At 41.3% G+C, this 847-nt stretch carries 1 pseudogene; it reads right to left on the bottom strand.

Going from position 1 to position 847, the window contains the following annotated elements:
- Window positions 1-92 precede the first annotated feature (92 nt).
- A pseudogene (locus AC1DUW_RS30850) lies at window positions 93-821 on the bottom strand (transposase); the annotation flags it as partial.
- Between the last annotated feature and the right edge of the window lie 26 nt (window positions 822-847).

Genomic DNA, 847 nt, shown 5'->3' with positions numbered 1-847 from the left:
GGGTCCAGAATGTTTTAATTCCGGACCCCTTTTGAAATTCCCTTTGAATTTTGCTCAAGATTAAGAGATTGGGCCTCTACGAGCCCACTTTATTAAGCCATTCTTGGACCTTGCCATGTCCAATTGGCTATCTTCTTTAAATTCATGGCAGCGAATGTAAGCATCGCCTGCATCGACAATTTTTTAAGTCCCCTTAAAGTAGTCCAACGYMTACCATGCTTTTCTTTTGCATCTGCGAATACACGCTTTATTGTTTCTTTGCGTTTCGCATATATAGGTTTTACATCGTTGTGATGACGCAGATGATCTGCTTCTTCCATATAATTTTGCCAGATATGGCGTGTCACCACTTTTTGRTGGTCTTTGCTTACTGTACACTGTGATAGAAATGAGCATGCCGCACAAGTGTGTTTGGGTGATTTGTACTCGCGATAGCCCTCTTTATTTGTTGTTGAGTACTTTAAAATCTCGCCCGATRGGCAGAGATAACAATTAAAATATTCATCGTAAACATAGTCATACTTGCGAAAGAACCCTTCTTTTGTTCGTGGACGTGTATAGGGTAAAGCTGGTGTGATTTCTTTCCCAAAAAGGTAGCTTGTAATGGCTGGTGTTTTGTATGCTGCATCTGCGGCAACAGCTTCAGGTTTTCCAACTTTCTCAATYACTTGTTCAACAAGAGGCTCTAAGATATKACTATCATGCGTATTTCCTGGTGTTACAATCGTCCCYAGCACAAAACCGTTGCGGTCTGCAGCCGCATGAAATGAATAGGCAMACTGTTTTGTTCGTTCATCYTTTACATAGTAGCCACTCTCAGGGCAGGGTCAGTTGTACTTTCTTTAAT

The sequence above is a fragment of the Peribacillus sp. P4_C12 genome, assembly GCF_056402095.1.
This window is presented reverse-complemented; position numbering and strand designations above follow the sequence as displayed.